The 6,323-nt window shown below is 68.2% G+C and carries 7 protein-coding genes; 5 read left to right on the forward strand and 2 right to left on the reverse strand.

Annotation, left to right across the window (positions count from 1 at the left end; genetic code table 11):
- The first annotated feature begins 266 nt into the window (after positions 1 to 266).
- A complete protein-coding gene (gene cynR / locus JMF86_RS02820; RefSeq protein ID WP_011544562.1) occupies positions 267 to 1,157 on the forward strand; it encodes a transcriptional regulator CynR in 891 nt (296 codons plus the stop codon).
- Positions 1,158 to 1,187: 30 nt separating this feature from the next.
- Here cynR and JMF86_RS02825 read toward each other — a convergent pair whose 3' ends face one another.
- Positions 1,188 to 1,910 carry a FadR/GntR family transcriptional regulator gene (locus JMF86_RS02825; protein WP_027812438.1) on the reverse strand — a complete coding sequence of 241 codons (723 nt, stop codon included), beginning with the start codon at positions 1,908 to 1,910 and terminating at the stop codon, positions 1,188 to 1,190.
- Positions 1,911 to 2,120: 210 nt separating this feature from the next.
- Between JMF86_RS02825 and JMF86_RS02830 the strand changes: the two genes are divergently transcribed.
- The 3 genes from JMF86_RS02830 (at position 2,121) to JMF86_RS02840 (ending at position 5,099) form a co-directional block, all read left to right on the forward strand.
- A complete protein-coding gene (locus tag JMF86_RS02830; protein WP_077179149.1) occupies positions 2,121 to 3,440 on the forward strand; it encodes a C4-dicarboxylate transporter DctA in 1,320 nt (439 codons plus the stop codon).
- A 103-nt stretch (positions 3,441 to 3,543) separates the two neighbouring features.
- The gene (alc, locus tag JMF86_RS02835) at positions 3,544 to 4,551 is read left to right on the forward strand and encodes an allantoicase (RefSeq protein ID WP_125380850.1); all 1,008 of its coding nucleotides are present in this window, start codon (positions 3,544 to 3,546) and stop codon (positions 4,549 to 4,551) included.
- 14 nt (positions 4,552 to 4,565) lie between these two features.
- On the forward strand, positions 4,566 to 5,099 hold the full coding sequence (locus JMF86_RS02840; protein WP_011544566.1) for an ureidoglycolate lyase: 534 nt from the start codon (positions 4,566 to 4,568) through the stop codon (positions 5,097 to 5,099).
- A 93-nt stretch (positions 5,100 to 5,192) separates the two neighbouring features.
- Here the strand turns inward: JMF86_RS02840 and fur are convergent, their stop codons facing one another.
- A complete protein-coding gene (gene fur, locus JMF86_RS02845; RefSeq protein WP_006400349.1) occupies positions 5,193 to 5,621 on the reverse strand; it encodes a ferric iron uptake transcriptional regulator in 429 nt (142 codons plus the stop codon).
- 141 nt (positions 5,622 to 5,762) lie between these two features.
- Between fur and JMF86_RS02850 the strand changes: the two genes are divergently transcribed.
- On the forward strand, positions 5,763 to 6,323 hold a 561-nt coding region (locus tag JMF86_RS02850; RefSeq protein ID WP_201316702.1), incomplete at its 3' end, for an outer membrane protein assembly factor BamE.

The following is a 6,323-nucleotide window of genomic DNA, read 5'->3' on the forward strand; positions in this document are numbered from 1 at the left end:
TGCGCGGGGTGACGGAAATCGGGGCCGGCGTCGACGGATCGGCGGTGAGCCGATGCGCGCCGGGCGGATCGCGGCCGGACCCGGATCGGGCGGGCGGCGGATCGTCGTGCGGCGGGCGAAGGCAGGGCAGGCCCGGGCGTGCCGCTCCGGTGCGCCGGCAATGGCGTCGCACGGAAGCGGATGTGCGTATGATGCGGGCATCGACTCATAGCGTCCAAGACTGGATCGTTATGGTCTCCATTGGCAAAACCAATACGTTGGCCGCGATGCTTCTCCGCCACATCCGCTATTTCCTTGCCGTCGCCGAGCAGCGCAGCTTCACGCGCGCGGCCGACGCGCTGCACGTGTCGCAGCCGACGCTGTCGCAGCAGATCCGTCAGCTCGAGGACACGCTCGGTGTGCAGTTGTTCGACCGCTCGGGCCGCACGGTGCAGCTCACCGAATTCGGCGAGGTCTATGCACGCCACGCGCGCGCCGCCCTGCACGCGCTCGATATCGGGCAGCGCGCGCTGCACGACGTCGCCGAGCTTGGCAGCGGCTCGTTGCGGCTCGCGATGATGCCGACTTTCGCGGCCTACCTGAGCGGCTCGCTGATCGACGCATTCCATGCCGACCATCCGAACGTCGCGCTGACGATCGACGCGATGCCGCAGGAGCGCATCGAGGCGTTGCTCGCCGACGACCGGCTCGACGCCGGCTTCGCGTTCATGCCGCCGCGTGCGCCGGACATCGAAGCGCTGCCGCTGTGGGACGAGCCGCTCGCGCTGGTGACGGGCCGCACGCACCGTCTCGCGCGCCGGCGCCGTGCGCTCACGCCGGCCGAGCTCGGCGGCGAGCCGCTGGTGCTGCTGAGCCGCGCGTTCGCGACGCGCGAGCGCATCGACCGGTATTTCGTCGAGCACGGCGCGCGGCCGTTGGTCGCGATCGAGACGAATACGGTCACTTCGGTGCTGGAACTCGTGCGGCGCGGCCGGCTCGCGACGGTGCTGCCCGACGCGGTCGCGCGCGAGAGCGGCGACCTGTGCGCGCTGGAGATCGATCCGCCGTTGCCGACGCGCACGGCCGCGCTGCTCACGCGCAAGGGCGCGTACCGCAGTGTCGCGGCGCGCGCATTCATCGAGCGTGTGCTCGCGTATCGCGATCCGTCGGAACGGTGACCGGACCGGCCGGGCGGCGGCGCGGGAGGATTACGCGCCGGGCGTCGGGAAGAAGACGCCCGCGCGCTGCGCCGCGTTCGCGATGTGCGTTTCGATCGCGGTGCCGGCGGCGGCCGCATCGCGCGCGATCAGCGCGTCGACGATCGCGCGGTGCTCGTGCCACGTCGACAGCAGCAGCTCGCGCCGGTAGAACGGCATGCGCTGGCTTTCCTTCATGATGTCCGCGCTGCTGCGCAGGATCGATTCGATCGCCGCGTTGCCGGCCAGATGGATGATCCGCATGTGGAAGTCGAAGTCGAGCCGCGATGCCTCGTCGAGCGCGCTTTCGGTCAGCGCGACGTGCAGGTCGGCGAGATTGTCCTCGAACCACGCGATGTCTTCGTCGCTGACGACGTGCGCGGCCATCCGCGCGGCGAAGCCTTCGAGCGCATAGCGCATCTGGTACGTATCGGGCGGCGACGACTGCTCGGCGAATTGCCACGGATGCGCGGCCGACGCCTGCGCGCTTTCGACGTACACGCCCTTGCCCGCGCGGATGCGCAGCATCCCGAGCGCCTCGAGCGTCGACAGCGCCTCGCGCAGCGACGCGCGGCTGATCTCCAGCTCCTCGGAGAGCTGGCGCTGGGCCGGCAGCAGGCTGCCGACCGGATAGACGCCTGCCTCGATCCGGTCGCGGATCGTCGCGATGGCGGCGTCGGTCACGGTATGCGGAACATTTTTCATGATGTGAGCGATGGCCGGTCTGACCGGCATTGTAATCCGCACGCGGGCGGTGCATGACCACCCTACGGGAAAGCCACGATCCGCCCCTTTGCGGGGCGCGCAAACGGCGCGCAGGGGCGGGAAATCCCTATTTTGTCCGTCCTTGACGCCACTATATCGGCTTCCTACTATCCACCATAACATCACTGGTCTTACCAGTATGAACAGACGAAACTGCAACCGTTGGATCGGGAGAGCGCCGTGTCGAAATTCCTCAATTCGCTGTTTGGCCGGGTAGTCGTCGCATTGATACTGGGGGTCGCGCTCGGCGCGTTCTTCCCGCACGTCGCCGAGTCGCTACGACCGCTCGGCGACGGTTTCCTGAAGCTCATCAAGATGGTGATCGGCCCGATCGTGTTCTGCGTCGTGGTCAGCGGGATGGCCAATGCGGGCGATCTGAAGAAGGTCGGCCGGGTCGGCCTGAAGGCCGTCGTCTACTTCGAGGTGATGACGACGCTCGCGCTCGGCATCGGGCTCGTGCTCGCGTGGGTCACGCGCCCGGGCGTCGGGATGAACATCGACCTGCGCTCGCTCGACGCGGCGTCGCTGTCGACGTACGCGAAGAACGCCGAAAGCCTGAAGGACACGGCCGGCTACCTGATGAAGATCATTCCCGAGACCGCGATCGACGCGTTCGCGAAGGGCGACATCCTGCAGATCCTCGTGTTCGCGGTGCTGTTCGGCTCCGCGCTGTCGCTGCTCGGCGACAAGGCGCAGCGCGTGAACAGCCTGATCGAGGAGCTGTCGCACGTGTTCTTCAAGATCATCGGCTTCATCATCAAGCTCGCGCCGCTCGGCGTGCTCGGCGCGATCGCGTTCACGACCGGCAAGTACGGCGTCGCGTCGCTCAAGCAGCTCGGCTACCTGGTCGCGGTGTTCTACCTGAGCTGCTTCGTGTTCGTCACGGTCGTGCTCGGCGCGGTGATGCGGCTCGCGGGCTTCTCGGTGTTCAAGCTGATCCGCTACCTGCGCGAGGAACTGTCGATCGTGCTCGGCACGGCGTCGTCGGACGCGGTGCTGCCGCAGGTGATGAGCAAGCTCGAATACATGGGGATCAAGGATTCGACGGTCGGCCTCGTGATCCCGACCGGCTATTCGTTCAACCTCGACGGCTTCTCGATCTACCTGACGCTCGCCGTGCTGTTCATCGCGCAGGCCACCAACACGCCGCTGTCCACGCACGACCTGATCGTCGTGCTGCTCGTGTCGCTCGTCACGTCGAAGGGCGCGCACGGGATTCCCGGCTCGGCGATCGTGATTCTCGCGGCGACGCTGTCGGCGATCCCCGCGATTCCTGTGCTCGGCCTCGTGCTGATCCTGCCGGTCGACTGGTTCGTCGGCATCGCCCGCGCGCTGACCAACCTGATCGGCAACTGCGTCGCGACGGTGGTGGTCGCGGTGTGGGAGAACGACATCGACCGTGCCCGCGCGAAACGCGTGCTGAACCGCGAGTTGCGCTACGTGGCCGACGCGCCGGGCGGCGCCGCCCCGGTCGCGGGCGATCAGGCCCACGCGCTCTGAACCCGACACGCGCGCGGCGCGGCTTCCCCGGCCGCCTCGCGCGATCGAATTTCCTGCGCCTGGCGCGATGACGCGCCGGCCTTTTCAAAATAATGGAGACGATATGGCAGCCCCCATCCTCGATCCGAACGCGCCGGCTTTCACGCGGCGCTACATGAACCTCGCCGATCCGCGCCTGGGCGCGCAGGCGCTCTTCGCGAGCGACGAATTCTTCGCGCCGAAGGAGCGCATGCTCAATCCCGAGCCGGCCGTGTTCATTCCCGGCAAGTACGACGACCACGGCAAGTGGATGGACGGCTGGGAAACGCGCCGCAAGCGTACGACCGGCCACGACTTCTGCATGGTGCGTCTGGCGCGGCCGGGCGTGATTGTCGGCGTCGATCTCGATACGAGCCACTTCACCGGCAACTTCCCGCCGGCCGCGTCGATCGAGGCCTGCGCGGTGGACGGCGACACGCCGCCGGACGACGCGGAATGGCGCACGATCGTTCCCGCGACGACGCTGCAGGGCAATTCGCATCACTACGTGAGCGTCGACGACGCGCGGCCGGTCACGCACCTGCGCGTGAACCTGTACCCGGACGGCGGGCTCGCGCGGCTGCGCGTGTACGGCCAGCCGCAGCGCGACTGGCGCCACGTGCCGGCCGGCGAGCTCGTCGATCTCGCGGCGATCGAGAACGGCGGTTATCTGGTGGCCGCGAACAACCAGCACTTCGGCCCGGCGTCGCAGATGCTGATGCCGGGGCGCGGCGTGAACATGGGCGACGGCTGGGAAACGCGGCGGCGCCGCGAGCCCGGCAACGACTGGGCGATCGTCGCGCTCGCGCGGCCGGGCATCATCCGGCGCGTCGAGGTCGACACGGCGTTCTTCAAGGGTAATTTCCCCGACCGCTGCTCGCTGCAGGCCGCGCACGTCACGGGCGGCACCGACGATTCGCTCGTCACGCAGGCGATGTTCTGGGCCGAACTGCTCGGCGAGCAGAAGCTGCAGATGGACCACGTCCACACGTTCGACGCGCTCGCGGCGCTCGGCCCCGTCACGCACGTGCGCTTCAACATCTTCCCGGACGGCGGCGTGTCGCGCCTGCGTCTGTGGGGCGAGCCGGCTTGAAGGAGGGCAGCGGCATGAGCGGAACTCCGATCCTGCGCGTCGAGCGCCTGACCCGCGAAGCGTTCGCGCCGTTCGGCGACGTGATCGCGCTCGAAGGCGCGCGGCATTTCCCGATCAACGGCGGCACGACCGAGCGCTTTCACGATCTCGCGACGATCGACGTCTGCGCGGACGGCGGCCGGCCGCTCGTCAGCGTGTTTCGCGCGCAGCCGCGCGCGTTGCCGGTCGCGGTCACGCTGATGGAGCGTCATCCGCACGGCAGCCAGGCGTTCATTCCGCTGGCCGCCGTGTCGCGCTACGCGATCGTCGTCGCGCCGGCCGGCGAATTCCGGCCCGACGCGATGCGCGCGTTCCTGGCCGAGGGCTGGCAGGGCGTCAATTATGCGAAGGGCGTCTGGCACCATCCGCTGCTCGCGCTCGACGCGGTCAGCGATTTCGTGATCGTCGATCGCGGCGGCCCGCAGCCGAACTGCGACGAGATCCCGCTGGAACGCGCGTGGGCGCTCGATTTCGAGCCGGCCTGCGCGGGCGCCGAAGGGCTTTCGTAAGCATGCCGGGCGCGCGGCAGGCGCGCCGAAAAAGCAGACGGCCCGGGCGGCGAGATGCCGGCCGGGCCGTGCCGCGTGTACGGGTGGCGCGCTTCAGTGCTTGCGGTGCGGGCAGTTCTCGGTCGTGCACGAACCGTACATCGCGAGCGAATGCTCCTGGAGCCGGAAGCCGCGCTCCTTCGCGATCGCCTGCTGGCGGCTCTCGATCTCGGCGTCGAAGAATTCCTCGACGCGGCCGCAATCGAGGCACACGAGGTGGTCGTGGTGCGAACCTTCGTTCAGCTCGAACACCGCCTTGCCGGATTCGAAGTTGCTGCGCGACAGCAGGCCGGCCTGCTCGAACTGCGTCAGCACGCGGTAGACGGTGGCGAGCCCGATGTCGAGCTGCTCGTTGAGCAGGTTGCGGTAGACGTCTTCGGCCGTCAGGTGGCGCACGGGGCTCTGCTGGAAGATCTCGAGAATCTTGAGGCGCGGTAGGGTGGCCTTTAGCCCGATATTCTTGAGATCCGTCGGATTGGTCATGGCTAGGCATCCCTAGAGTACAATGCAGGGCTTCAATGTTACCGGCTTTTCGCCGTTCCAGATATACGCGCGGCCTGCACGCGGGCCAGCACGGTGAAGGAAATGATCCCAGAATCGCTTTCGCACTTTCAGAGGAGTCGCATGCGGAGTGCCATCATCGCTGCCGCCGCCGTTGTCGCGCTGGCGGGTTGTTCGTCGTACGACAGCGTGACGCAGCGCATTGCGCAGAGCATCACGCCGTATCGGATCACCGTCGTGCAGGGCAACTTCGTGTCGCAGGAGAAAGCCGCACAGTTGCAGGCCGGCATGACGCGCGAGCAGGTCCGCGCGCTGCTCGGCACGCCGCTGCTGGCGGACATGTTCCACGCGGATCGCTGGGATTACCTCTTCTACTTCAAGCGCGGCTCGACGTCGATCGTCCAGCAGCGTGACCTCGTGGTCAACTTCTCCGGCGATCGCGTCGCGAGCTGGACCGGCGCCGACAACCTGCCGTCCGAACTCGACCTGCTGGCCGACATCGACGGCGATCGCGGCGGCAAGAAGGCGAAGGCCGCTGCCGCGGCGAAGAAGGCTTCCGAAGCCGCTGCGGCCGCGAGCGCCGCAAGCGCCGCGCAGGCTGCCGCTGCCGCGAGCCCGGCCACGGTGCCGGCGTCCGGCGCGGTGGTCGACCAGGATGCGAACGCCCAGGCGGCGCGCGCGGCG

Source organism: Burkholderia sp. E168m15 (assembly GCF_016586105.1).
In the GTDB taxonomy this organism is placed as follows: domain Bacteria; phylum Pseudomonadota; class Gammaproteobacteria; order Burkholderiales; family Burkholderiaceae; genus Burkholderia; species Burkholderia orbicola.

Bases quoted from the DNA above. Each gene is read 5' to 3' on its own strand.
- cynR (WP_011544562.1), top strand. From the start codon at position 267: ATGCTTCTCCGCCACATCCGCTATTTCCTTGCCGTCGCCGAGCAGCGC.
- JMF86_RS02825 (WP_027812438.1), bottom strand. From the start codon at position 1,910: ATGCCGGTCAGACCGGCCATCGCTCACATCATGAAAAATGTTCCGCAT.
- alc (WP_125380850.1), top strand. From the start codon at position 3,544: ATGGCAGCCCCCATCCTCGATCCGAACGCGCCGGCTTTCACGCGGCGC.
- JMF86_RS02840 (WP_011544566.1), top strand. From the start codon at position 4,566: ATGAGCGGAACTCCGATCCTGCGCGTCGAGCGCCTGACCCGCGAAGCG.
- fur (WP_006400349.1), bottom strand. From the start codon at position 5,621: ATGACCAATCCGACGGATCTCAAGAATATCGGGCTAAAGGCCACCCTA.